Origin of the sequence: Agriterribacter sp. (assembly GCF_035444585.1) — a bacterium.
Taxonomy (GTDB): domain Bacteria; phylum Bacteroidota; class Bacteroidia; order Chitinophagales; family Chitinophagaceae; genus Agriterribacter.
This window is the reverse complement of the sequence record NZ_DAOMOZ010000013.1, coordinates 17,108-41,720: the sequence shown is the minus strand read 5'-3', so window position 1 is coordinate 41,720 and position 24,613 is coordinate 17,108. Positions and strand designations below refer to the sequence as shown.

Here is a 24,613-nt window from a genome sequence, read left to right as displayed (position 1 = left end):
TTTGTCCAGAAACTAAAACTAAAGCTTTGTGAAAGACCCGGCCTCAGCAAATCATGCTTTGGAAGTACGGCATAAGAGCCTGCATTAAATGAAGCCACCCTCCCCCGTTGGGGATCGGTTACAAAAGTAACGTCGGCTGTAGCCAGTTCACCTTTCATGGCGTCAAAACGGTTGCCGCTCACGTCATTCAGGTCATTATCCATGGGCAGGTACACCAGCAGGTTGTTCCCGCTGCCGCTTGTAGTAGTGAAGCTCCAGGATCCCGGCATTAAAAAACCTTCGAAAGCTTTACCGCCCGCATCTACAATGCTACCTGCGTCTGCAAGCACATAATAAGCAGTAGCAAATTCAAGCGGTGTTCCCAGCTTCACTGTCACCTTCTTACCTTCAATGGATACAGACTGACTGCTAACAGGTATTTCAGCTATCTTGGTATCTCCGTCGCTTTTAAACACATTGATGCTGCCGGCACCCTTTTGTACGTCAACAGCAAAGATCAGTTCCAGCGCAAACAGGGAGGCGTCGGTACTGCCAGGCAAGGGGTTCATGGCGCTCAACGCCAGTCCGCTGGTGCCCACGGTTTTAAAAATCCACGACGATCCGGATGGCATACCCATATACTGATTATCCAACAGGTCTGTGAAGGTTCCCGCTCCCAGGGTAACAGTATAAAATTCATCTGCCTCCAGGTCTGCCGGAGGATTAATGGTCACCACCCTCATGTCTTTATCTATTGTTACGGCATCCGACTCAACGTTAATGCGTATGGTATCGGAGGCGCCTATAATCGCCACTTCACCACTTCCTTTTTTTACGTTTTCGCTAAAGGTCAGTATCAGGTCACTGTTCACGGCAACGCCTTCAACTGCCAAAGCCGGGTTATAACTAACCACAACCGGATTGGCCGTATCAATAGTATGGTCGAATTTTTCTTTACATGATACGACCAGCACAATACCCGCCACTGCCATTGACAACAGCAAAACAAATACCTTATTATTCTTTTTCATCCGAACATTTTTTGATTTATTTGAAATTGGCCCTGCAGGCCGCTGCTTATGATTTATGGGTTAAAAGCGTTCATCTCTGTTTGTTACTGGCGGGTGAGCGTTACCCGGAAGTCTCCCTTTCCTGTTGCTTTCGTATCGGTATTCTCCCATCCCATGTAAAAGGAGAGCGTTAGCGTAGATCCTTCAACCTTTACGCTGAATTCATCTACCGGCTCAACCCCCGTTACATTTACTGTGGCGCTGTCCTCTGTACCGGTAACGGTCCAGGTTGCAACACCCGCATTGCCAAATACGATCGGGCAATTCTGTGCCAGGAACTTCTCCGGATTGCCTGAAGCATCCGTGGTAAATACCAGGCGCATGGTTCCAAACACTTCAGACGGCACATTGTCGGGTGTAACTATATTGCCGGGATTCGCCCAGGTGCCTGCCAGCCTGCCGGAGACCAGTTGTTCCGGATCCGGCACTTCATGTCGCAATTTATCTTTTGTGCAGGAAGCTACTCCTGCCATACCTGCAATAAGCAGCACTAAAAACAATTTCAAATTCAGTTTCATGACACTATGGTTTTTATCTGGGCACTTTAAATAAACGGTAAGGCACGTTTGATTTCAGCACGCTTCCTTCCAGCCCCCAACCGGCATCCGGAGCAATCCCAAAATGGCTCAATATATTCACGGCTACATCTGTTAGTCCTATCGGGTAGTAGGGGTGACGTTCGGTGGCAATGCCCACCAGTTCGCCATCATGCCCTTTGCCGCTATAATCTTTAATTACAGTACCTCTTACTTCATCCAGCTTCAGGTACAGGTTCAGCGAAGCTTTGTTGGGATGGTTGCTGTTTTCAATATTGCGGAGGTACATGTAATCTTTGATCGTTTCGCCGGAGAGCACATCCGTCCATATTCTCACTTCATTGAAAGAACCTGCCCAGTTAGGCGCTCCGCCGCCGTATCGTCCTGTTCCCTCCTGCGCCAGACAGATATAATCAAAAGGCGAGGTCATATTATCTGCACTCTTATAGGTAAGTGCCGATTCATTTACTTTTTCGCCATCCTGGTATATCGTGCAATAGCTGGTTTTATCAAATGCAATGGCAATGTGGTGCCAGTTGCCGTCTTCCAGTGTTTTGGAGGAACCAATGTCGTAACGTTCCCGCTTTTCATTGGCAAAATTGATCTTCCATGATGTTCCGCTCCTGCAGATGATAAAGCCGGGGTTGCCTCCCGAATCCCAGTCCTTGTCTCCCATGATGGAGGGGTCGCTGGAATTATCGCCTGCTTTCAGCCAGAATTCGATGGTAAATTTGTTCATCCCCTGTAAGGGCGTTCCTTTGATAGGGATACGGACATAAGTTTTGTCGCCTGACGGAGCTTTATTTATTGTCAAAACATTATCCGCATTTTCGCGGGGCGCCAGCGCCGTACCGATCAATTCTTTTTTGTCCATTTCAGCGCCTGAAAGAATGATCGGAACATTGATCTCTTCCAGTGTAGTGCTCTGCGGTACCCCGGATTCTGTTCCGCCATGCGTGGACGCCAGGAAAATATTCCAGTCCTCATTGGTATAATCTGTCCTGGACTGGATGGCTGTCTGTAGCCCGGCCACATACTCATCAATTTTCTGAATAGCCAGCACATACTGTGCCTGGCGCAACTGAAATCCCACAACATTTCCAACATCGGCGGGGCTGCTGAATTGCACAAATACCGCACCCATGTCTGCCTGCTTCAGCAGTTCCACTGATTTGTTATAGACTTCTTCATCTGTAGTAAACTGAAATTTCTGGTCTGCTGCCCCATTGAGTAATGTATTGATCTCGGGGGTGCGCACAACCGAAGCCACTACCAAAGAAGAGAGCGCTGTTTTCATGCGGCTGACCACCGAGGGATATTGCGCAAAATTGTTCCCCGAAAAAGATTCATTGACCGTAACGCCATGCTTATCGGCGGAAACGCCTGTAAGCATCGTAGACCAGCCGGAACTGGCATAGGCGGGAACACCGCCATAACCACTCATGCTATAGGAGCCGTTGGACCTGAGGGCGCCAATGCCCGGTGTGGCCGCATAATCAATGGCGGTATTGATAATACCATCTACTCCGATCACCAATATTTTCCTGGTTTTCGTTTGAGCAGACACCGGGCTGCCTTGTATCAGCAAAACAGCCAACAGCAGGCAGGCATATCTAAAAAAGTAAGTCATCCGCATATCTTTTGTTTTTTTATTGGCCGGATGCCCGCCTGACCGGACGGGCAGGGAACGCCTGATCAACATTTTCGTGTGCAACGAAAACCTCCATAGGCGTTTTATCCGCATATTTTTTGTTATTTGTACAATCGAACCACATAGCTACCCGGGATCCCTATCACAAAGTTGAAATTGTAAGCCTCATAGCTCACCTGTTCCACACCTCCCACCTCGGTTACTATTTTCCAGGTAGCATAAGTATCAGCTTCCTTCACCGGGAAATTCACACTCCATATTTCCCCTTCATCGGTATCATCCACAAAAGTGCCCTTGAACCCGGCAGCACGGTCTTTGGTAAAGTCAATATAATCGCCGGGAAGCGGCTGTCCATCCAGGTATGCCACAAAACGGATCTGGTTGGGCTCATCGCCCACACGTTCAATTTCAGGCTGTTTGGCCATGCCCGACGACCAGGACAAAACATCCTGCTCTTTAAATTCCACCACGAGGGCATCTGTTAACAGCCTGGTGCCCGATTTGTTCGATACCCGTATATCAAAATGATACTCCCCTGCAGGAATTTTGTTCCCTTCCAGTATTTCCAACACACCGGTAAACTCATTGATCTTTACGGCAGGAACCATCACCGTATCCGACTTCAGCGCCAGCTCTTCAGCGCTTTCGTTGCCAACAAGGGCTTCTTTATAACGGACCACAGCAATTTCATCGCTTAATGCGCTGACAGGTTTACCGCCGGGTTCCCTGATCTCCACGATTTCAAACGTCAGGGGCAGCGTGGAGGTGGAAGACTGGAAGTCGCCGATATTCAGATGCAACCCCGAGATTGCATACTGTTTCCTGTTTTTATAGGTAATATCCGGGGCGATGCTTCCTTCCTGCGGAATTTTGGTACAGGCGCCCGTGAGCAGCATAGTACTCCCAAATACTGCCGTCAAAAATTGAAATATCCTGTTATTATATGTCATCTCTTACCTAATTAAATCCAAAAATGTGTGAATCGGCGGCAAGCACATGCACGATGCCGTTCGTTGAGCGCAGGTCTGCCGTTTCTACCGGAACGGATAAATATATTTCAAAGGTTCCCGGCATACCTTTATTAAGGGAAAAAACAATATTCCTGGCACCCATATTCACATTGCCCAGGTAATCGCTCTGTACAATATTAAAACGCGCTTTAACGCCCCCGTAAGTAGTATCATAACTGTAAGCGGTGCCCAGCCCGCTTCTTACGACCTCTTTGCCGGGGATGATATAGTTCTTCAATATTTCCGCTATCGCTTCCATTTCTTCATCGGTGAAATCGCCGAAGGTTTTGGGCCGCTTCTCCGGGTCGGGGAATACCAGGTTGAAGTAATTATGAATGGAATAATTCTTCGGAGCCAGAAAGGTAGAACCATCGGCATTCACAGCCCCTTCCAGCCCGGTGAGGGTGATCAGCGCGGTGAGGGTATCAAACACGTCAGGGCGGCTTTTCAGGTAATCCATAGTGGACATTCCCAGGGTTGCTGTTTCATCGGGATCCAGGACCCCTCCGTCTGCAAAATAATCCTTGCTGCACCCCGAAACAAACACCACTGTTACAAGCGCTATTGCGATTATTGATTTCATTCGTTATATAAGTTTATCATTTATAGTTTAGCTGTCAGGAGCTTTTAGCTTTCAGTCTTCACCCTTTCACTTCTCACGTTTCACTTCTCACGTTTCACCTCTCACGTTTCACCTCTCACTTCTCACAATTCACAATTCACCATTCACTTTTCACTATTCACTCATTGCCATCCCCTACTGGTTAAACTGCCAGTAATACGTTTGTTCCATATTCGGATTATTGGCAAAAGCTTCATCACTCACAGGAAAAAATCCGGCGCCGTCCTTTTCGCCCTGGGCTGTGATGTACGGATTGAATTCGTGCAAACGCCCCAGGCGAACGAGGTCGTACACGCGCTGAAACTCACCGGTCAGCTCCCTCCGCCGCTCTTCCAGCACTTCTTCTATAACAACAGGCTGATCATCCCTGGTAAAATCCGGAATTCCCGCACGCCTGCGCACAGCATTTAAGTTGGTAAGCGCCTCGCCTACGTTACCCAGCCTTGCATCTGCTTCAGCCTTCAGCAGCAGTATATCTGCATACCTGAAAACAGGAACCGGCGCTTCCATAAGGCTATAGCTGCGGTCTTTGACCTTTCTGAATTTGGCAAACATGATCGTTCTTTCACCATTTGCCAAAGGATCGGCCAGTACAGGTCTCAGCTCACTGGCGCTCACCGAAAAATCAATGCTTTCAAAAAATGCGGGCACCCTTTTGTCCGACTGATCCCTGGCATAATCGGGATAGATCTCCAGTATCCTTGACCTTGGTACCGCCAGCGTTAAATTGCTCCTGTCGGTATAGGGATTGGTAAGATAATAGGTCATAATATGCCCGTAATAATCGGCAAATTCTCCCTTCTTCTTATCATAATACATTTCTAAGATCATCTCTTCCGATTCTCCTAAATCAAATAAATTCCGGAACTGGTCTATCGGTACCAGCTTAAATACTTGTGAATCGATGATCTCTTTCATGGCATTGGAAGCGCCCTGGTAATCTTTCAACCACATCAATGCATGCGCTTTCATTGCGAGGGCTGCGCCTTTTGTGCCTCTTGACATGGACTCTTTGATGGTTCCTTCATGTTTCCAGGGCAGATCCGGTATGGCAATATCCGCTTCTTCCACCACCATCTGCATCACGGAACTGAGGGGTTCCCTGCCTAATGGCCGCACATTGCGCGCTTCGAGGTTTATCGGAACGTCTCCCCAGATCCGCGCTGCATAAAAATGCGCTAATGCTCTCAGGAAACGGGCTTCCGCCAGTAACTGTTTTTGCCGATCCGCCGTAAGCCCGTTGGTGATATCCGGAATTTTTTCGAGCACCAGGTTGCACTGTTCAACGGTACGGTAAAAAAGCCTCCAGTTGGTCATGGGCTCCAGCTCTGTGCGCTGGATCAGGTGGTTTTCGAAGGTGGCCTGCCAGTCGCCGTCATCATTCGGCGTGATCCAGTCTCCCGAGCGCGCATCACCCCAGAAATAATAATCGCCCCATGATCCGTTGCGGGTCGTTGCCGGCGTATCGTCTTTGGTTAATCCCGACAGCGCCCTGCGGAAAATGGCGAAAGCTGCAGCCACAGCGCCTTCAGCATCGCTGCCTGTTTTCCAGGCCTGGTCTTCCGTTACCGTATTGATCGGCAATTCTTCCAGCCACTTTTTGCATGATTGCCCTAAAAGGGATATGAACCATACACAACCGATAATGATATATTTACTTTTCATATTCAAATGACTTTATTTTACCCCGATCAAATGATCATACTTTATAGTGAAATGGAAACGCCAAACAATAACATTCTCCGCATCGGGTATCCTCCCGACATGTCGAAACCATCAATGGTAACCAGCTCAGCATCGGGGCCGCTATACTTTTGGAATGTTATAAGGTTGTCTGCCGTGCAATAGATCCGCATCCTTTCAAAAGGGAACCGCTCCATGACCCTGTTGCTAAAAGTATAAGACAGGGTGGCGGACCTGATCTTGAAATAAGAACCGTCTTCTATATACTCAGAATCATAATTGATCACCTGTGTTGCATCGCTCCACGGATTAAGGGTAGGATACCTGGCATTATCACCGCTTTTTTCCCAAATGGCATAATTGTCGAAGTTGGGCAGGGAAGAACTTCCCGCAAAATCTTTCCCCAGCTTGAGGCGGTCGAGCAATGCGGTATTGACAATCTCCCTGCCGACCACAAAAGTGGAGACGATGTTAAGGCTGAATCCTTTATAGGTGAAATCATTGGTCCATCCACCGTTCCATCTCGGATTCGGATCACCGGAATATATACGGTCGGCAACATCAATGCTATAGTCGCCGTTCTGATCTTTAAAATTACGGTCGCCTACCTGCAGGCTCTTGTTCTGCAATCCCACCAGCTTTCTCCCGGTTTTGGGATCTACCGGGATCTGATCTTCTGCCTGGTAAATACCCTGCGATTCGTAGAAGAAGAAACCGTTGAGCGGGTTCCCCACACGGATAATGGATCCGAAGTCCTGCCCCGAAGTGCTCACTTTAATGATATCTGCATTGCCATCCGGAAGCCTGATGACCCTGTTCTTGTTATAGGCAAAGTTCAAACTGGTATTCCAGGTAAAATCCCTGCCAAATCTCATATTGGTATTAACAGTGAACTCCAGACCGCGGTTCAGCACATCTGCAGCATTACGGTATACTTCATTATAACCCGATGTAGTGGGCAGGGCAGTGGACAAAAGCAACCCTTTGGTCAATTTTTCATACGCATCAAAAATGAATTCTACCTTTCCTTTGAATAAGGTGAGGTCAATACCGAGATTGGCCATATTGGTTTTCACCCAGGTAAGGTTGTCGTTCTTGAAGCCATCAAGCCAGGTGGGTGTAAACCCTGAAATGCCTCCATAGGCGATCTCGACCAAAGAATTATACCGGTCCAGTGCGCCCCCGTCCATGATCCCCAGCGCCAGGTAGTTATTGTCCCAGGTGGTTCCCGACAGCCCGTAACTACCGCGGATCTTACCGCTCGACAGCCAGCCTGCATCAGCAAAAATATCTTCTTTATAGAAATTCCAGCCTGCCGAAATAGACGGGAACACACCCCAGCGGTTGGCCTTACCGAACTTGGAAGACCCGTCTGTACGGATAGAAGCCCCCAGCAGGTATTTCTGCTGAAAATTATAATCAATGCGGCTGAAATACGACATCAGGGTGCTGGCGCCGTAATTGCTGGAGCCGATGCTGCTGCCCCGGGGCCAGTTCACTGTTTGCGACAGGGTGGGTGCTGCACTTATACTGTTTACTGTAGTTATTTTCGCCTCTGTTTTTTCCATGCTCTGCCCCAGTAAAACGCTCAGGCTGTGCCCGTCTCCAAACTTAGGCGTATAGGTAACGGTGTTCTGGAAAAGCAGGTTTTGGTTTTCGCCCACGGCGCTGAGATTGGTTGCTCTCAGGGTACGTCTGGATTCAGAATAATTATCCTGCATAGCCCGCAAATACTCCAGGCTGAGGCTGGCCTTATAGCTCAGGTTCCTCAGAATGTTCAGCGTAGCATCGGAACTGAACCGTACGCGATCATTCAGGTTTGAAATATGTCCCGGCTGGTACACTTCCGCACCTTTTACCAGCGGATTATCCGGCAGCGGCAGCAGGGAAGAGTAGGTAGTGGAGAGTCCATCGGGATTCCTGCCCTGGTCGGTGCGCGAAACGGCCAGCGTATTGTTAATGATCAGCTTACTTTTTAAAGCGTTGAAACTGGTATTGGCCATGAGGCTGTAGCGCTTGAAGCCGGTGTTGAACAGGATGCCTTTGCTATCCATATAACCCATGCTGATGCTGTATTGTCCAAAATCGCCGGCTCCGCGAATGGAGGCGCCGTAGTCCTGCGTAACGGAAGTGTTGTACAGGTAGCCCTGCCAGTCGGACGAGTTGTTGTAGAACGGGTTTGTAACATCGGTATACATCGCCGGCATAGCTATACCGTAAGGTGCGTACAGATCGTAGAGGCTTTTAACCTGTTCCCGTTCTTTGGTTCCGGCGGCCACATCCCTGAGCTGTGGTACAAAATTCACACCGGTGCGGATATTGAAATTGATCTGCGGCTTGCCTCGTTTGCCTTTTTTGGTAGTGATCAGGATCACCCCGTTTGCCGCTCTTGAGCCGTAAATAGCTGCGGCAGATGCATCTTTGAGCACTACCACATCTTCGATATCGCTGGGGTTAAGGTCGGCCAGCACATTGGTGCTGGTAACAGCAAATTCGCTGCTCATTTTTGAAATGATGGGTATACCGTCAATCACATACAACGGCTCGGAAATGGCGGAAGCGTCGCCGCGGCTTACTGCAGCCAGCCCTCTGATGATGATGGCAGGGGTAGCCCCCGGTTCCCCGGAGTTCAACTGGATGTTTACACCGGCTACTTTGCCCTGCAGCAGGGAGCTGAAAGATTCTGCCGCCTGCCCTTCCGCTATTTTGTCCATTTTAATGGTGGAAACAGATCCCGTAATTTCCGTCTTTTCCTGGCTTTTATAACCCGTTACCACAATGTCGCTCAGGATCGTATTTGCTTCAGCCAGCGAGATCGTCAGATCAGACGCTTTTCTGAACACGATCTCCCGGGTTTCAAAACCTATGGATGAAAGCACCAGCGTATCGCCCACGCTCATCCGCAACCGGAAATGCCCTGCGGCATCGGTAGTAGCGCCGGTCATTTTGCCTTTGACCTCCACGGAAGCGCCGATGATCGCTTTACCATCGGGATCGCTGACCTTACCGGTCATTTCGGATTGTGCGATACCGGCTACACATAGCATCAGTACAGCAAAAAGCAAACAGGCTCCTTTTATTAATGCCTTCATTACAATTGTTTTTTTCAGTTCAATTTTTTTATATATCCCTTAAGGAATTGCCCAATAAGCATTCTGGCTCCATCCATTGCCCCTGATACTGTTGGCCGACAGCGGCCAATAGGCAGCGCCGTTGGTAACATCAGCTTCTGTAAATACAGGTATATAGGTGGATACTTCGCCAAACCGGATCAGGTCAAACATACGTTGCCCGGTGCCCACCAGCATGCGTTGCCGTTCCAGCAGGAGCGCTTCGCCGAATGTTCCTTCCGTTAAAATGCTGTAGTCTTCTGTGGCGCCGTTTGCAGCGGTGATGAGCCATTCTTTGGCCTCCTCCAGCCGTTCTGAACGCCAGGCAGCTTCTGCAAATAATAAATTGATCTCCCGTACCGGCAGAAGCTCTACTTTGCTGGCGTCCTGTACGATCAGCGTGGCGGAATTACCGGAAATATTAAACATACTCCCGCGGCGTGCATCACCATCCGGGTAAATAGCATTGAATGTTGCCAGGGGCATGCTCAGTATACCTGCGCTCAGGGGCGCCTGCGGAATATCGGTACGCCGGTCTTCACCGATCGCAAGCCCAAAACCCGACAGGCTATCCGTTGCATTGCCGGTAAAGGTATTGGTCAGCAGGTCATAGGCGCTCTGTCCGTTGTTGAGCCACAATGCTTCCTGGGCCAGCAATTGCGTTACTGCGGTTTTGTTAAAACGCACTGCCGTTAATGCAGCGCTTTCAATCCCATCATCATTGAGCAAGATCCAGGGCAGGAGCTTCTGCGCTTCTGTTGCCCATGTCATCGCCTGGGTAATCGCTTCTTCGCCGGTAAGGCGGCTGCCAAAATTGTTTTTCTCGGCTGATGGCACTGATCCCCAGATCCGGGCCAGGTAAAAATAGGCCATAGATTTGAGCGCCAGCGCTTCACCCCGGTATACGTTTCGCTGATAACTGCTCAGCACTCCTTCTTCTGCCCCGTCTATAATGTCCAGCACATCGCCGGCATCTTTGATCACATCATAAAAGTATCCCCAGTCCGAAAGCTGCCCTAAATTTTGATCAGCGGCTGTGAGATCCTGGTCGGCCACCCGTGACTGGAAAGCAACCTCCACCTTCAGGTCTCCCGCCCGGGCCTCGCCATACATCATCCAGGCATAGTCGGCCAACAGGGCTCTCCGCAGGTCTACGTAGCCACCGATCACTGCCTGCTGGATGCGTTGCGCAGACTGATAATAGCCGTCTTCCACCGTGCTGTTTTCCTGGGGCACCGTAAGGCTCTTACGGCAGGAGCAAAACAGAACCATTACCAATACCAGGCCGGGCGTGAAACGTGAGACGTGAGACGTGAGCATCTGACATGTCGCCTGCCTGCCGGCAGGCAGGTTTCTCCTCTCACGCACAAATAGCTTCCAATATTTCATCCAGTGTGTCATGTTGTTCATTTTTAATAGCATCATGCTTAAAAAACCACTTTAATGCCCAGCGCTACCGAAGCAGGCAGGGGTGTACCGGTATACATCAGATCATACCTGCGGTAACCCGTAATATTTTCTTCCGGATTGATGCCGCTGTACCGCGAAAGAGTAAACAGGTTGTCGCCGCGTATAAATATTTCCAGGTCGCTTAATGCTTCCGCTTTTTTAGATATCGAGTTGAAGTGCCAGGAAACCGCAGCCCTGCTCAGGCGTACAAAGCTTCCATCTTCAATGGTCCTGATCCCCTGGTAAATGGTACGGCCGTTGGTTCCTTCATTGATCAGGTAATAAGGCGTTTCCGCGTTTTTAACAGGAAAATCATAATTGACGGCTTCTGCGTCATAGCGGCTGTTGAAAGATGCCGCTGCAATGTCTGCTCCCCAGGCGTAGGAGAGTATGAAGGCGGCAGAAATATTACGATAACGCAACGTATTGGTAAACCCGCCAAAGGCCTTTGGATCGCTGTTGCCAATGCTTTTTTCTGTACTGCCCTGCCAGGCCACAAGCGAAGTGACCGGGGCGCCCGATACCGCGCCAAGGTGGGCGAGGCTGGTATTTCCAATATCGCCGGGTAATGATTTTACCTTGTTCCGGTAGAAGGCAATGTTCAGATTGCTGGCCCATGAGAAATGAGTGGAATGTATCCAGTTGCCATTGAGCGCCACTTCAACACCCGACAACCCAAGTTTGCCGCCGGTTTCATATTTATAGGCAATGCCGGCGATATTGGGCTGGTACCGCTGATAGGTAAAATCGCTGTAGGTTTTATTGAAGTAATTTACGGAAAGATCCAGCACTGATCCGAGCGCAACCGTTATACCGGCATCAATCTGTGTCACGTCAATACTTTTGGCGCCGCTGAAAGCCGGATACAACTCTCCTATACCCAGGTAATTGCCACCATAATAATCTCCGTACGCATCTAACTGCCCGCGGTATACTTCCGGCCTGCTCAGCACACCCGTTTTCCCGATGCCTGCATTGAGTTTTACAGGGATGTTCAGTGTGTTTTTCAGATCATAATGAATGCCAAGCGCCGGGTAAAATGCCCATTTCTTATCGTACAGGGAGCTGCCATCGGCACGGCCCACCAGGTTTACGTTGAGGTCATTTTTATATTTGAATTTCCAGATCCCGTAAAAGGATGCAAGCTTTTCCAGGTCATGATCCGACAATGCCACCATTTGACTGGCATTATAGCCCGTAACCACTTTTACAAAATCCGATCCGCCGTTTTCCAAGCTGCGTTGCCCGTTGGCTGAAGTAAGGCGGTTATCTGTATTTCTGAACTCATTGCCGAGCGTCATATCCATTTGCAGCGCCCTGGAAAATTCATGCAGCCAGTTCAGGGAAGTATTCCAGGTAATCAATTGCCGTTTATAGGCAGCGCTTGAAGCATAAATATCTCTGTCAAGCAGGTTGGAAGGGATATATACATCCCGGCTGGCGCCTTCGTAGGAAAGGCTTGCCACGGAGCGGATGGTAAGGTTGTCGTTTACAAAATAGGCCAAACCCATAGAGGACATCAACCCGAGATTACGGTTCTTGTCCATGAAAAACGCTTCATCGCCAACCACGGGCAGGGTCAGGTTACGGCTGTATTCTCCGGCATAACGTCCGTTCCGGTTGGCGAGCGCCATATTATTATAGAAATGAGCGGTGAAGCGGTCGGTAATATTGTATTTCGCATTCAGAAACAAGGACTGGCTTCCAAACCCGGTATTTTTTATAATACCCTTATCCTGGTGATTTGACAGCCCAAAAAGATAGGAGCCGTAGCTGCCCGCGCCATCTACCAGCAATGTTTGCCCGTGCACCATGCCGCCATCATCATACACAGCTCTGCGGGCCGTTGTATTAAAGTTGTAGAAGGCATCCCGCTTGTAATCCATATTTTGCAGGAAATCAGCCCCGGCATAGGCGTTGGCCCGAACATGAATAGACCCGGACTTCCCTTCTTTCATAATAATATTGAGCGCTCCGTTAGGCGCCTGTACGCCATAAGCGGCAAGGCGATCAATGTCTTTAATCACTTCTATACTTTCGATCTGCTCGGGAGAAAAATAAGTGAGGGGATTGATTGCCGTTACATTGGAAGGACCGGCCAACATGGGCACCCCATTGATAAGAATAAGGGGCATTGTGGATTGATCCGTAGGATCCAGGCCCAACCCGCGTAAGTTCAGTGTAGACTGGGCGCCGGGCGTACCCGACCAGCTTTTTACCCTTAATCCGGCTACACTTCCCTGTAGGATATTTTCCAGCCCGCTCCTGTTGGATAAGATCATGCTGTCTACCCGCAGGGAATCCTGAGCCATCACACTCATCGCAGCACCAATAGATATAAGAAGGAAAAGCAGGACTTTTCCACCCGGTTTAGGGATCAGTCTCATAATTTTTATTAGTTGGTTCTATTTATTTTAGTCTTTGGTATTTTCCTGAAAAGGAAAGCGCAAACCTTTACCACGGGTTCGAATTATTTAGTTAAATTAAACAAAAGTTTATAATTACTAACAATTTTACAATAAAAAGTTATCCACATAATTTGGTTGTTTGATAAAATTTACTGTGACTCAATTGTTTAACAATATTAAACACCATTTATTAAGCCTATATTTTGTTAAGATTAAGCTTTTGTAAAACCTTCTATATCAGTCATGCAAGCCGTGTTTGCATGGTGGAAGCGGGGTGCGGCGATAGTGGTTGATCGGGGTATACAAAAAACAGGACACGGTGAACAGGCAAATTGAATTCACCACTTGCTTTTGTGAGATGATGGGTGTGAAACGGAAAATTCACCATCGGCCAGGTGAAACGATAAACTTCCGGGTTGGGGAACGCGTGTGCCGGTGATCCTTTAATCCATTCTTACCTCCCCGGGTAAGCCGTCCTTTAAAACCTTAACGGTATGGTTGTCCAGCCAGTCCCAGTCTAATTCAACGCCCAGTCCAGGCTCCCCGGGACAATGCTGGCAGCCATCCTTATCTATTTCAAGCGGGCTGTTTTTCAATCCGAACCTGAACATGCTGTGATGAGATTCCAGGAACCTGGAAAGCCTTGTTGCACAAGCAACGTGCAGGTTGGCAACGTCCAGTAAAGGAGATGCCGCAGTATGAATTTCAAACTCATACCCCATCATTTCGCACATGCCCAAAGCCTTCATTACACCGGTAATACCGCTTTTGTGATGGACATCGCCCCTTATTATATCTATTGCGCCTTCATTCATATAATGGGGTAATTCAAACAAACCTACTGTTTCGGCAGCAAGCACAGGAGTGCGGATGGCACCGGATAATTTTTTCAGCAACACGATCTGTGCGTCGGGAATGGGTTCTTCAAACCATTCGTACCTGAGGTCATCCAGCTCAAAGCCTACTTTTAATGCATCTTCAAAACTCAATGCTCCATTACAATCCAGCATCAGCGGAAATGCTTCTCCTGCCAGTTCCCTGGCTTTGCGGATCTTGGGTAACTCCTCCCCCGATCTCCCGAACAACTGAAGCTTTACTCCTTTAAAGCCCTCCTTTATCTTTTGTAAAACCTGTTGTTCAAGCATATCCATATTAACAATAGTTTGAGGGGGACAGCTTGCATATACCGGAACTTTATCTCTGCATCTTCCCAGTAAATCTGCTATGGGCAAACCTGTAATCTTCCCTTTTATATCCCAGATTGCCACGTCAAGATTTCCCCACACAGCTTCCCTGTAATTATACAGGTGTCTTTGCAGCGACCGGCATTCCTGCCAGATCGCTTCATGGCGAACAGGGTTTTTGCCCTTAAGTATGCGGTAATATATATCGTGCACTGCATAGGCCGATCCGTAACCCTGCCCCAGCGGACAATAATCCATTGTGTATCCCTCTATCCCCTCACTGGTATGAATGATGCTGAAAGGAAAATCAAAATAAGGGGTATAGTTGTCGGGTACCGGCAGAGCGCCGTACCATAGTTCAGACGACTGTCTTATGATTCGCGTAGTGATTCCTGTTATGATCATTTTTTCAGAAGTTCCCTGCCTGTAGGAAATTTATTAAGATCTGTTTCACTGAAGCGGAGGTACAGGACCCTTTGCCATCTGTGAGGAATGAAGCAATGCAATTCACCATTATCAATAAACAAATCCATATAAGAACATTGATAATTTCTGAAATGAGAAGTATAGGCTTCGGCTAATGCATTCACCAGGAACAACCTGGGCTCGCTCCAGGTTGCTCCATCATCTTCTGACAATGAGAACCACAATTCTGATCTGTCCATCATTATTTCTTTTTTGCTTCCGCTTAATCCCGTGTAGTTAAGGTCGTGATGCCGATTGTGATGAAATGCAATGAGTGTTTTATTGTCTGAGAGCTTAAACAACATGGGAGGAGCGTCGGGATGAACCAGGGGAGTTGGTTTAAAAGGCGCCCATGTTTTTCCATCATCTGAACTTGTTGAAGACCAAAGGTGGCCCTCGGGCGATCTTGTCATCAAAAACACTTTGTCATTTCCAATGTTGATGGGACGTCCTTCATCCATCCGGCCAAATCCTTTAACATGCCAGCCTCCGTGCCTTTTGCCCGGAAGCAATTCCCACGTAAGGCCTTTGTCTTCCGACCTCAGCAGGTATTGCCGTGTGATCAGGGGTTTATAGCTCCAATCGCCTTCATGGCTTCCAAGCAACCACGTTCCCCTGTCCGTTTCCGTCATCCTCATCACCGACATACCCCGAAACTCCGGGTCATTTACGGGGCGGATAAACCTGACTTCCGACCAGGTATAACCATCGTCATCAGAATAACGGTAACCTATAGGTGCATTTTCATGTTGCCCGTCGGTACTTTTATACATCCCAAACACCGGCTGGGTACCAAACGCATATATCCGCTTTGAATTTTTAGGGATGAACGGAATAAAGCCGTGCTGATTATAGTCAATGTCAAAAGCAACTACAGGCTTACTCCATGTTTTTCCTTTGTCTTTTGAGCGAAGGGAAAGCATATCATTTACTTTTTTGTCTTTCCCCGGTCCATAGTGCCCTCCATCGGGGAACATCAGCAGGTAATCACCACCGGGAGTAACCGTAGCCCTTGTTTCATACAATCCCCCGGACTTGTTCCTGGCATAGTGAAGTACTGATGTTTTTACCCAGGAAAAAGTAGCTATCCCCACATCATTCATCACCTGTAACGGCCGGGGAAGTTTTGATGAAGGGAAATTGATATCCTGTATCTGGATAGTGTCTGCAATTCTGTCTGTTGAATCAGACAGGAATTGGGCCGATATGGTTTGTGACGCAACAAATGCAGAGATAGAAAGGAATAGTTTTTTTCCAGGCATAAGAAATGATTTTATGAAAAGGAATTATTAAAGAACTCTGGTAAATATTTGCGGGCTCTTTTTGCCACGGCTTCTGTTTCTGTTCCGGGGATCCATTTATAGGGCCATCTCAGCCTCGTTCCAATGCTGTTCCATCCGCCTGATGCTGCCAATAGTTTATCAAGTGCAGGATTAGAATATCCTTTATTTTTAAACGGAACAATGCATTCATCAAAAAAATCAAGGATCCGTTTTTCCACTTCAAGGGCGGTATATACATCTGTGTTAATCAACCGCCACCACCATTGTGCGCCTCCGGGGCTGATGCATGCCACATTAGAATAGGCTCCGGATGCAATGCCTTTATGCACACCGGATGCAAGCAAATGCCCGGGTACGAACACCGAAAGCCGTTCCCGCGCCCATTGCATCTCTTTAAACCACTGCTCATCACCGCCGGCAAGTTTTACACCAATTAAACCAGGTATCTCACTGCTTAAGTTTTGCAGCTCATGTGAGCTCAACTCCTTTTTTGCATGTGGCGGATTATACAAAACAAGCGGTATACCGGGGGCTGCTTCTGCCAGCCTGCTCAAATAGGCTACCCTTTCTACCGGCCCTGCAACAACCCAATCCGGTAAAATAACCTGATAAGCTGAAGGCCTAAGCGATAATGTGTTTTTAATTCTTTGCAAGGTTACTGCCGGAAAAGGATGACTTACTCCTATCTGAAAAGGCATTTGACAGGCATGGCACAGGGTTGCCAGGATCTCCTGGATTTTGTAAAATTCTTCTTCTGTTTGATTGTGCAGCTCGCAGGCCGTTCCGTTAGTGTAAATGCCATCAACCTTTTGTTCAATAAAATATTCTACCTCATCCGACAACTTATTATAATCAATAGATTCGTCGCTGTTGATGGGTAGCAAAAGCGTAGCCCAGTTTCCCCTGAGTGTGGCAGCCGTAAGCAGCATAATGCAAACTATTTTCGTTTGATTTCAGATAGCGGTATTTCCCGGAACACAATGCCTTCATAGGGGTTTTTGATGCCCGCTTCAAACAAGCAGGCCAGATTACCATTAGGGAGCACCACGAGGCTCGAATATGCAGACGGTCCTTCATACAATACTTTACTGTACTTCCATGTTTTACCATCATCAACACTCAATCTAACAGTCATGTTCACACGCTTTTCTTTGCTTGCGGGGTTTGAAAAGGCCAATGCCTTTTTGCCGGCCTGCTTATAATTCAAAAGACTTCCCTGGCATACCGGTTCAATCAGCGCCGGATCACCTTTCAGATCCGACCAGGAATGTCCTCCGTCTTTGCTAACTGAAACCTGTCTTAAACGGGTTTCATTATAGTTGCGCATGTTAAGCATGAGTTTTCCCCCCGACAATTCGGCTACCGTGCATTCATTTACCTGGTCCTGCGGCGTGCTGTTGCCCAGTTCCCAGGTTTCACCGCCATCATCCGAATAGATAGCATGGGAATAGTATTTTTTCGATGCTGCTTCAATGTGATCACAGGGAATTACGAGACGACCTTTGTATTTTCCCTTTTGTATCTGTATGCCGTTTGCAGGTCCGGTAGCATACCATGTCCAGTCATCCTTTTTGGTATCTTTTGTTATTTCTCTTGCTGTCGACCAGGTTCTGCCGTCATCCGTTGACCTGAGAACAAATACCCTGCGTGTATCCCCGCTCTTTAAAGCAATGATATCTTTTTCGTGATCTGTTCCCAGGTTCCAGGTAGAAAGCAAAATAATGTTCCCGGTATTTCTGTCTACGACGGGAGCAGGGTTTCCACAAGTGTTCTCAGCATCATTCCAAACAACTTCAAGTCCTCCCCATGTTTTTCCCCCGTCGGAAGAGCGCTTCAATACCAGGTCAATATCGCCCGTATCGCTGCAGCCGTTTTTCCTGGCTTCAGCAAATGCCAGGAGGGTTCCGTTGTTCGTTGACACTATTACCGGTATCCTGAAACATTTATAGTCACTTTCTCCCTGTTTAAACAAATGATTTAACTCCTGGGATTTAAGGATCTGTGCTGACAGCAATACGAACAGAAAACAGCATGTTAATTTTCGGGACATGGCTTTACAAATGTTCATGACAATGATTTTTACCGATGAATAATTTGCGGGTTATAATTCTTTCTCAAACGCTCTTACTTCTTCAAAGATGCTTGAACCTTTTACCAGGCGACCCAACCGTGGCTTTCGGTTGTTATACACTTCAACTGCATCGGCATCGGCATATCTTAAAAACAATATTCGCCTGTCGCGGTCACCGGCATAGTTTCCATCCGACTTGTGCAGCATCCAGCAGTTAAATATCAAAGCGTCACCGGCTTCCATTTCCATTGGCACGGCAAGATCTTCATCTGCATCTACAATGATCTCGGCCTGCTTTGTTTTTTGTTCCTCGGTCTGCTTCACTTTGATCTGCCCCTGCTTATGGCTTCCCGGGATAAGCCACAGACATCCGTTACCGCGATCCGTATCGTCGAGGGCAGTAAGTGTTGTCAGGGCATTATAAGGTTCCAGCTCTCCGTAACCGTTATCCTGGTGCCAGCCAAAAGGCTTTGTATTGCCCCGCATTTTAAAAGTAAGCTGCGAGGTAGCGCCTTTAATGTTGGGCCCGATGATCTGGCTTGCAATATCTACCAAAGGACCTTCAAAATAGTAATTACGCGCCACGGAAGACTGATGATGAATATTCACCAGTAAAGAATTTTGCAGCCACGACTTAGACGGGTCAAATGCCTGTTTCTGAGCATTCCACGCTTTCATGCACTCTTCCCTCATTTGTGTGAGCCCGGAGGGCGTAAGTATTTTCTTAATCACTAAAAAACCTTTTTCGTCAAACAGGTTTATGTCTTCTTTACTTAAAAAAGAATAATTAAAATATTGTTCATGTTTGTTCATATCAAATATATTTTCAGGATAAAGAAGCTTTTCTGATCTCTTCATTGAGTTTTTGCTGGTACGCTGTTTTAGCGGCCGTATTCTCCTTTGCCTTTTGGGCATAATAAATAAAGCCCAATGCCTTCCGGGTACGATCGCTGCTCATATTTGCATCGGCCCTGTGAATTGTTAAAGAATGATGTACCAGCAGGTCACCGGCTTTCGTAACCCTCCACACTTCTTTGTCGTCCTCCCGTCCATAATCGGTTATTCCCTGGGAAAAGCCCAGTGTGCCCGTTTTGCCATGTGACCGTATGCCTTTCCGGTGAGAGCCTTTCACATATCTTACACAACCATTTTCCTCATTTACAGGTTCAAGGCCGAGCCACATCGTTACTGCCTCATTGGGCTCGAGCATAAAATAGTACCCGTCCTGGTGCGGAGGAGTGGGCTTGCCTGTAAGCGGGGGTTTATTAAAGTATTGCATGTTTTTTCCCACCACGCCATCATCCAGCAGTACGGAGGCCAACGCCTCAAAACGACTTCCAAACATAAGCCGGTAAAAAAAATCATCATAGGAAAATAATGTTTGCAACTGTTTTAATGTTGACGGATCATCCTTTTTTTCATAAAAGACATGCTCAGGGGGCATGACCGGCACTTTTTCTTTAATCAGTTTTTCCAGGTGCAGATGAATTTGTTCCACTTCTGCTTCGTTAATAAATCCCGGGAGAAACACGAACCCGTCTTCTCTGAACTGCTCCTGCAACTGTTTTTGATCAAATGTTCTCATAAACAATTTTATTTAATTTTATTTAATAGCCTTTCTCAAACTGTACCTGGTTTTTCAATGGTTCTCCGCGTTTAAACGCCTGGAGGTTCTGTATGAACAGCTCAGCTATACCGTCGTATTCTGTAGCAGAGCCACCGCCCGAATGCTGGCTGAGAATGGTGTTGGGGCATGTCCAGAGCGGATGTTGTGCAGGTATGGGTTCCTCAGCAGTTACATCCAATACAGCTCCGCCCAGTTTTTTTTGATGAAGGGCGGTGATCAGGGCCTGTTCATCCTGCAGTAAATTACCCCTGCCTGCATTGCAAAAAACAGCGCCTGGCTTCATAAGCCGGATCATTTCTGTAGTAAACATCCCACGGGTTTGACCCGTACCGGGCAAACAGCCTATTACAATATCGGCATAGGGAAGCTGCTTTTTTAATTCTTCGGCAGTATGCATATGTGCATCAGAAGAAGACCTGGAGTAAATATTTATCTGGCAATTGAAGCCTTTCAGTATCGCCGCCGTTCTTTTGCCAATATTACCCCAGCCAAGAATGATTATTTTTTTTCCGGACAGTATCTGAAATTCCTTGCGGAGCGTATAACCAACCCATTTCTGCTGATCCTTCAGCCGGGTGCAGGTATCTATGCCCCTGTACAAAGCCAGTATACCTGCCACCACCGTTTCGGCACAGGGCCGGGAATAATAATCCTGCATATTGGTAATTACAGCCGGTATGCTGATATGGCTGTAATATTCGAAGCCTGTAGAATACAACTGCACCCATTTGAGGTTATCTGCTTTCTGCAACCACTCCACAGGTTTGGGATTGCCCAGTAAAATATCCGCAGATAATAATGCGGCAAGCTGCTCCCCGGGCGTTGCCAGTTCATCTTTAAAAACCAGTTCATCATCCTGTATAGCCTTTCTTAAATATTGTTTATGCCGTTCCCGGAAGGGAGTGTCTATATAAATATTCATGACCTATATCGTTTGTGATTTCTTTTCTGCAGGAAAGAAAAAGCTAAAAATGTATCCCATCAGTACGCACCCTATTACCGCAAACAAAGGATACAGGAAAAAATTTATTGACTCTGATTGCTGAATAAAGTACAAAGCAATGCTGCTGATAATGAATCCGGCGAGTATGCCGTTGCTGTTGATGCCCTTAAAAAATATACCTGCCATGAACATACCGGCAAGGCACCCACCGAATAATCCTATTATTTTCAGGTACTGATCCCATATAGAAGCATTTTGAAGATATACCAGATAGATTGCGATCAAACATCCGCCCAACCCTAAAAAAACAGTAACCCATTTGGCAAACCGTAAACTTTCCTTATCGGTTGCAGCTCTTTTCAATGGTTTAAAAAAGTCGGTGGTAACAACAGTTGCAATGGAATTCATGCTTGAGCTGATGGTAGACATCGTTGCGGCAAACAAACCCGCTATAACCAGGCCCGACAGGCCGGAAGGCAGTTCATGAGAAATAAACCAGGGAAATACATCATCAACTCTGCCGTGGGGATTGATTGCGCCGGGATTATGACGAAAGTATCCCCATAAGGCAGTTCCCACACCAAAAAAGATAAGAGATGCCGGAATGACCATTAAGGCATTGGTATAAATAGATCTCCTTGCCTCAGATTCGGTAGACGTGGTAAGATACCTTTGAACCACTACCTGGTCGCTGGTATACGTTACAAGATTGGTAAGGAAGGCACCCACGGCAACCACCCAGAGCACAGGCTGGGATATGCTCCAGCCCAGGTTAGCCACCCGGAATTTATCGTGAACATAGGCCTCCGACAGCAGGCTGCTGAAGCCGCCCTCTGTATTGTAACTTATGAAAAAAAGAGCGGCAAGAGCACCACCCAATAATACAAAAACCTGCATCACTTCAGTCCATACCACGGCTTCTATACCTCCTGCCACGCTATAAGCAGTTGTAACCAAGGTGGTAACTACGATACAGGTAAAGATATTGATACCGGTAACCGTACTCAGCACCAAAGCCGGCAAATATATTACAACGCCCAGCCTGCTGAGTTGAAACAATACAAAGGTGAGGCTGCCCAACAGCTTTACATTCCTGCTGAAGCGTATTTCCAGGTATTCGTATACACTTGTTATTTTAAGTTTCCGGAAATAGGGCAAATAAAACATGGTCACGATGGGGGCCACCACTATTATCATCACATTGTTCATTATAAACACCCAGTCTGTTGCATATGCTTTTGCAGGTATCGCTATAAAAGTGAGTGCACTTAGTTTGGAACCAAAAATACTCAGTCCTGCGGCCCACCAGGGGATCTTTTGTCCTCCGAGAAAAAAATCTGCAGTAGATTCACCCATATTTTTCGAGACATGCATACTGATGCCTATCACCAATAAAAAATACAGTCCAATGATCGACCAGTCCAGCCAGCCGAATTGCCCGTCGGGTTGCCGGGGCGTTGCCATTAAAACCTTGTTGGTACGCACTGCCGGCCTAACCTCTCCACCGGCAATAACAATATTGTTATTCCATATTACCAAAGGAGTGGTTACGGGTGCATAAGTGCTGTTGTGGGGATGTACCGCCGCATCCTCTCTTATGTTGATCGGAATTTTACCGGTTACAGACCAGGTATCTGTTATCGTATTGTAGGCAAGTATATCGCTGGAAAAACCCGGATGATCATCTTTGAGCGCAGATACTTTAGCGGCATTTTCCCCGTTATCCCCTCCAAAAAGCATGATATGCGATTGACCGGCGTTATAGGCAGGACCGGGCGCCGCGGCTACAGGATGGGGCAGATCGGCTATTCTTTTCCAACTTTGATCCGCAGGTGTATACTCCCAGCAATCCTTCAGGTAGTTGCGTTTTAAAACGCTGTCACCCGGTTGCGTTACCAGTTCCACTCCTCCCAAAACGTATACTTTTCCATCTGCCGTTGCAGCAGTGGCCAGCATACGGGATGAACCGGGCATTTCAGGAAGTATATTCCAGCCTTCCCCGGGAGCAGCCAGATCAAGGCTCCAGCATATTTTTTCTGTTTTTCCGTCCGGCGTTTTAATTCCACCTGCTATGTATACAACATCTTTAACCATTACGCCACAGGCATTGATTAAAGGTGCAGGCATATCCGGCAGCCTTACAGTTTCTACAGCGCCGGACAGATAGGTAAGCATAAATACATCTGCATAATTTCCCCGGGCATCGCCGCCTCCGATACAAAGCAGGCTGTTGTTATACGTTAATGAAACGCCATATCCCATCTCTCGGGGCAATGAGCCGGCTTCTTTCCAGGACCCGTCCGGCATTTCAAGAACAAATATCTTTTTATGCCATGCTTTCTTCCCATTATTCCAGGGCCTCGTATCGTCCGGAAAATTTGCACCGCCGGCTATGATCAATGCTCCATTGCTTACACCTGCATAAGAACCGGCCCAGCCATCTTTATCGGGATAGGGCGAAAGCGTATTCCAGTTAAAATATTTTTGATCCTGCGAAATACTGCTCATCGGCAAAAAAAATAGAATAATCAGTAATTGTTTCAATGCATACCATTTATCTGAACGGGATTAATACGGGCGATCCATTAAACCTTGTGTGTTTGCCTCACCGGAACTTTGTCAAAAAAAGAAATTGACCGCAATGAATCATATAATGTATCGAAATCTGCTTTGCTTAATGTTTGCAGGGGCAGTCTGCTTGGCCCCATATCCCAACCCAGCATTGTCATAATAGCCTTTTGTGCGGGAATGGGCGGGTATGCAGCAAAAATTTTTATAGCTTCTACCATAAAAGAATGATTTTCTTCTGCTGCCCTGAAGTTGCCGCTGTTAAACAGATCAATCGTTTTTAAATAGCAGGGAGCTGCAAACGTATACGTGCTGCCAATGGCCGAAACGGCTCCTACCGATAACGCAGGAAGCAACAATTCATCATACCCGTAAAGAATATCAAACTTTCTGTGCTGGTAGCGCAGGCACAGCTGAAATTCGTTGATTGAGGCAGCCGTATATTTTATTCCCGCCAGATTGGGAATGAGGGTCTGTGCCTTGTTCATAAACTCGATCATGTCCATTGCAATACCGGTAAGCTGCGGGATATGATAATAGTAGAAAGGAGTGGAAGGCGCCGCTTCCGCAATGGCTGCTATAGCTGCGGCAAGGTTTGATACCGAGGTTGGTTTAAAGTAGAAGGCGGCGACAGAAGACACAGCGTCGGCCCCTGCTCTTTCTGCATGAGCAGCCAGTGTGCGGGCCTCCTGTATACTGCTATGCCCTACATGAACAATTATTTTTATCCGCTTAGCGGCACTTTTTATAAAAGCTTCGCTTACCTGTATTCTTTCTGCGGTAGTCATGTTAGGCCCTTCACCGTTACTGCCGCAAACAAATGCTCCCTGCAAACCATCCTGTACCAGTTTTTCTACCAGTTCCGGGATCATTTCAAAATTTACTGAGCCGTCTTCTTTAAATGGTGTAAATGCCGCAGCTATCAATCCTTGTATTTTACTCATAATATTTATT

18 protein-coding genes are annotated in these 24,613 nt (G+C 47.4%); all 18 read right to left on the bottom strand.

Features of this window, described 5'->3' with window-relative positions:
- Window positions 1-1,010 (bottom strand): Ig-like domain-containing domain (locus PLH26_RS02710; protein ID WP_324584445.1); only part of this gene is annotated, 1,010 nt, incomplete at its 3' end.
- Window positions 1,011-1,093: 83 nt separating this feature from the next.
- Complete coding sequence (locus PLH26_RS02705; protein ID WP_324584444.1) at window positions 1,094-1,567, bottom strand: hypothetical protein; 474 nt, start codon at window positions 1,565-1,567, stop codon at window positions 1,094-1,096.
- Window positions 1,568-1,580: 13 nt separating this feature from the next.
- Window positions 1,581-3,215, bottom strand: a complete 1,635-nt coding sequence (locus PLH26_RS02700; RefSeq protein ID WP_324584443.1) for a LamG-like jellyroll fold domain-containing protein — start codon at window positions 3,213-3,215, stop codon at window positions 1,581-1,583.
- Between the two features lie 122 nt (window positions 3,216-3,337).
- Window positions 3,338-4,186 (bottom strand): DUF5007 domain-containing protein, encoded by an 849-nt coding sequence (locus tag PLH26_RS02695; protein WP_324584442.1) that lies wholly within the window; start codon window positions 4,184-4,186, stop codon window positions 3,338-3,340.
- Between the two features lie 7 nt (window positions 4,187-4,193).
- Entirely contained in the window at window positions 4,194-4,829 is a 636-nt protein-coding gene (locus PLH26_RS02690; RefSeq protein ID WP_324584441.1) for a fasciclin domain-containing protein, read from the bottom strand.
- Between the two features lie 174 nt (window positions 4,830-5,003).
- Window positions 5,004-6,533, bottom strand: a complete 1,530-nt coding sequence (locus tag PLH26_RS02685) for a RagB/SusD family nutrient uptake outer membrane protein (RefSeq protein WP_324584440.1) — start codon at window positions 6,531-6,533, stop codon at window positions 5,004-5,006.
- A gap of 41 nt (window positions 6,534-6,574) precedes the next feature.
- Window positions 6,575-9,643 carry a SusC/RagA family TonB-linked outer membrane protein gene (locus tag PLH26_RS02680; protein ID WP_324584439.1) on the bottom strand — a complete coding sequence of 1,023 codons (3,069 nt, stop codon included), beginning with the start codon at window positions 9,641-9,643 and terminating at the stop codon, window positions 6,575-6,577.
- A 39-nt stretch (window positions 9,644-9,682) separates the two neighbouring features.
- Window positions 9,683-11,086, bottom strand: coding sequence for a RagB/SusD family nutrient uptake outer membrane protein (locus PLH26_RS02675; protein WP_324584438.1), 1,404 nt, complete (start codon window positions 11,084-11,086; stop codon window positions 9,683-9,685).
- A gap of 2 nt (window positions 11,087-11,088) precedes the next feature.
- Entirely contained in the window at window positions 11,089-13,497 is a 2,409-nt protein-coding gene (locus PLH26_RS02670) for a TonB-dependent receptor plug domain-containing protein (RefSeq protein ID WP_324584437.1), read from the bottom strand.
- Window positions 13,498-13,961: 464 nt separating this feature from the next.
- Entirely contained in the window at window positions 13,962-15,107 is a 1,146-nt protein-coding gene (locus tag PLH26_RS02665; RefSeq protein ID WP_324584436.1) for a mandelate racemase/muconate lactonizing enzyme family protein, read from the bottom strand.
- Window positions 15,104-16,429, bottom strand: coding sequence for a sialidase family protein (locus PLH26_RS02660; RefSeq protein ID WP_324584435.1), 1,326 nt, complete (start codon window positions 16,427-16,429; stop codon window positions 15,104-15,106). The genes PLH26_RS02665 and PLH26_RS02660 overlap by 4 nt, the downstream gene beginning before the upstream one ends.
- Before the next feature lie 11 nt (window positions 16,430-16,440).
- Window positions 16,441-17,379, bottom strand: a complete 939-nt coding sequence (locus PLH26_RS02655) for a dihydrodipicolinate synthase family protein (RefSeq protein ID WP_324584434.1) — start codon at window positions 17,377-17,379, stop codon at window positions 16,441-16,443.
- Window positions 17,380-17,387: 8 nt separating this feature from the next.
- Window positions 17,388-18,518: a sialidase family protein gene (locus tag PLH26_RS02650; protein ID WP_324584433.1), complete on the bottom strand. Its 1,131-nt coding sequence runs from the start codon at window positions 18,516-18,518 to the stop codon at window positions 17,388-17,390.
- A gap of 33 nt (window positions 18,519-18,551) precedes the next feature.
- Entirely contained in the window at window positions 18,552-19,334 is a 783-nt protein-coding gene (locus PLH26_RS02645; RefSeq protein ID WP_324584432.1) for a phytanoyl-CoA dioxygenase family protein, read from the bottom strand.
- A 13-nt stretch (window positions 19,335-19,347) separates the two neighbouring features.
- The gene (locus PLH26_RS02640) at window positions 19,348-20,106 is read right to left on the bottom strand and encodes a phytanoyl-CoA dioxygenase family protein (RefSeq protein WP_324584431.1); all 759 of its coding nucleotides are present in this window, start codon (window positions 20,104-20,106) and stop codon (window positions 19,348-19,350) included.
- A gap of 22 nt (window positions 20,107-20,128) precedes the next feature.
- Window positions 20,129-21,070, bottom strand: coding sequence for a D-2-hydroxyacid dehydrogenase (locus PLH26_RS02635; RefSeq protein ID WP_324584430.1), 942 nt, complete (start codon window positions 21,068-21,070; stop codon window positions 20,129-20,131).
- Between the two features lie 3 nt (window positions 21,071-21,073).
- Complete coding sequence (locus PLH26_RS02630) at window positions 21,074-23,635, bottom strand: sodium:solute symporter family protein (RefSeq protein WP_324584429.1); 2,562 nt, start codon at window positions 23,633-23,635, stop codon at window positions 21,074-21,076.
- Window positions 23,636-23,676: 41 nt separating this feature from the next.
- Window positions 23,677-24,603, bottom strand: a complete 927-nt coding sequence (locus tag PLH26_RS02625) for a dihydrodipicolinate synthase family protein (RefSeq protein WP_324584428.1) — start codon at window positions 24,601-24,603, stop codon at window positions 23,677-23,679.
- Window positions 24,604-24,613 lie beyond the last annotated feature (10 nt).

Excerpts from the sequence above, each read along its gene's own strand:
- PLH26_RS02695 (WP_324584442.1), bottom strand. The coding sequence starts at position 4,186 with ATGACATATAATAACAGGATATTTCAATTTTTGACGGCAGTATTTGGG.
- PLH26_RS02685 (WP_324584440.1), bottom strand. The coding sequence starts at position 6,533 with ATGAAAAGTAAATATATCATTATCGGTTGTGTATGGTTCATATCCCTT.
- PLH26_RS02700 (WP_324584443.1), bottom strand. The coding sequence starts at position 3,215 with ATGACTTACTTTTTTAGATATGCCTGCCTGCTGTTGGCTGTTTTGCTG.
- PLH26_RS02680 (WP_324584439.1), bottom strand. The coding sequence starts at position 9,643 with ATGAAGGCATTAATAAAAGGAGCCTGTTTGCTTTTTGCTGTACTGATG.
- PLH26_RS02705 (WP_324584444.1), bottom strand. The coding sequence starts at position 1,567 with ATGAAACTGAATTTGAAATTGTTTTTAGTGCTGCTTATTGCAGGTATG.
- PLH26_RS02640 (WP_324584431.1), bottom strand. The coding sequence starts at position 20,106 with ATGAGAACATTTGATCAAAAACAGTTGCAGGAGCAGTTCAGAGAAGAC.
- PLH26_RS02625 (WP_324584428.1), bottom strand. The coding sequence starts at position 24,603 with ATGAGTAAAATACAAGGATTGATAGCTGCGGCATTTACACCATTTAAA.
- PLH26_RS02635 (WP_324584430.1), bottom strand. The coding sequence starts at position 21,070 with ATGAATATTTATATAGACACTCCCTTCCGGGAACGGCATAAACAATAT.
- PLH26_RS02660 (WP_324584435.1), bottom strand. The coding sequence starts at position 16,429 with ATGCCTGGAAAAAAACTATTCCTTTCTATCTCTGCATTTGTTGCGTCA.
- PLH26_RS02665 (WP_324584436.1), bottom strand. The coding sequence starts at position 15,107 with ATGATCATAACAGGAATCACTACGCGAATCATAAGACAGTCGTCTGAA.
- PLH26_RS02645 (WP_324584432.1), bottom strand. The coding sequence starts at position 19,334 with ATGAACAAACATGAACAATATTTTAATTATTCTTTTTTAAGTAAAGAA.
- PLH26_RS02655 (WP_324584434.1), bottom strand. The coding sequence starts at position 17,379 with ATGCTGCTTACGGCTGCCACACTCAGGGGAAACTGGGCTACGCTTTTG.
- PLH26_RS02675 (WP_324584438.1), bottom strand. The coding sequence starts at position 11,086 with ATGATGCTATTAAAAATGAACAACATGACACACTGGATGAAATATTGG.
- PLH26_RS02650 (WP_324584433.1), bottom strand. The coding sequence starts at position 18,518 with ATGAACATTTGTAAAGCCATGTCCCGAAAATTAACATGCTGTTTTCTG.
- PLH26_RS02670 (WP_324584437.1), bottom strand. The coding sequence starts at position 13,497 with ATGAGACTGATCCCTAAACCGGGTGGAAAAGTCCTGCTTTTCCTTCTT.
- PLH26_RS02690 (WP_324584441.1), bottom strand. The coding sequence starts at position 4,829 with ATGAAATCAATAATCGCAATAGCGCTTGTAACAGTGGTGTTTGTTTCG.